This window comes from Pseudanabaena sp. BC1403, from assembly GCF_002914585.1.
Lineage (GTDB): Bacteria > Cyanobacteriota > Cyanobacteriia > Pseudanabaenales > Pseudanabaenaceae > Pseudanabaena.
Genome location: NZ_PDDM01000077.1, coordinates 1 through 809 on the forward strand (window position 1 = coordinate 1; position 809 = coordinate 809).

The 809-nt window shown below is 39.8% G+C and carries 1 pseudogene; it reads left to right on the forward strand.

Annotation, left to right across the window (positions count from 1 at the left end):
• Positions 1–258 precede the first annotated feature (258 nt).
• Positions 259–809: pseudogene (locus CQ839_RS24640) on the forward strand (IS4 family transposase); the annotation flags it as partial.

An 809-nucleotide genomic window follows, 5' to 3' on the forward strand; every position in this document is an offset into this window, starting at 1 on the left:
AGAAACCATTTAAGAATTACTTTCTGCGGTCAAAAGCTCTAAGAGATCCCCCTCAATCCCCCTTAAAAAGGGGGAAGAATTAAATTCTTCCCCCTTTTTTAGGCTACCGTGTACACACAAGTCAGACTACACTAGGATAAAAGTATAGCAAGGGTTACAGATGCAATTAAATCCGATAGTAATTCATAACGATGTAACAAAAGGGAAAGCATTTGGCGATCCACGATTGGTAAAAAGGGGGGGATACTATACGAAAAAATGGTTGAATGCCAATCGGTAAATATACGTCAAATCAGTAAAAACAGAGCCGAACAAATCGCAAATTATCGTTTTTTAGAAAATGACAACGTGACTATATCAGAACTCACAAAAAGCTTGTCAGAGCAATGCCAGCAGAACGTTGGAGGAAAGCATGTATTAGCAATAAGCGATACCAGCGAAATTAACCTCCAAAGCCATAAAGGACGACTAAAGGAAAAAGGGTTGGGAGTAGTGGGAAACAATAAAGATGTGGGATTTTTTATTCATCCAACCTTAGTATTGAATGCAGAGACAGGATTCCCATTAGGTTTGAGTACTGTGCAGGTTTGGACAAGAGCATTGAATCATGCCGACAAAAAAGCTAGAAAGTATAAACAACAGCCAATTGAAGCGAAAGAATCATACAAATGGCTAGCAAGTGCGGAAAGGAGCATTAAATGTCTGGATGGCGGAGATGCCAGTATGGTGACACACATCGGCGACCGTGAAGCAGATTTGTATGAAGAATGGGCAACAGTACCTAAACAACTAAATCATCACCTATTGAT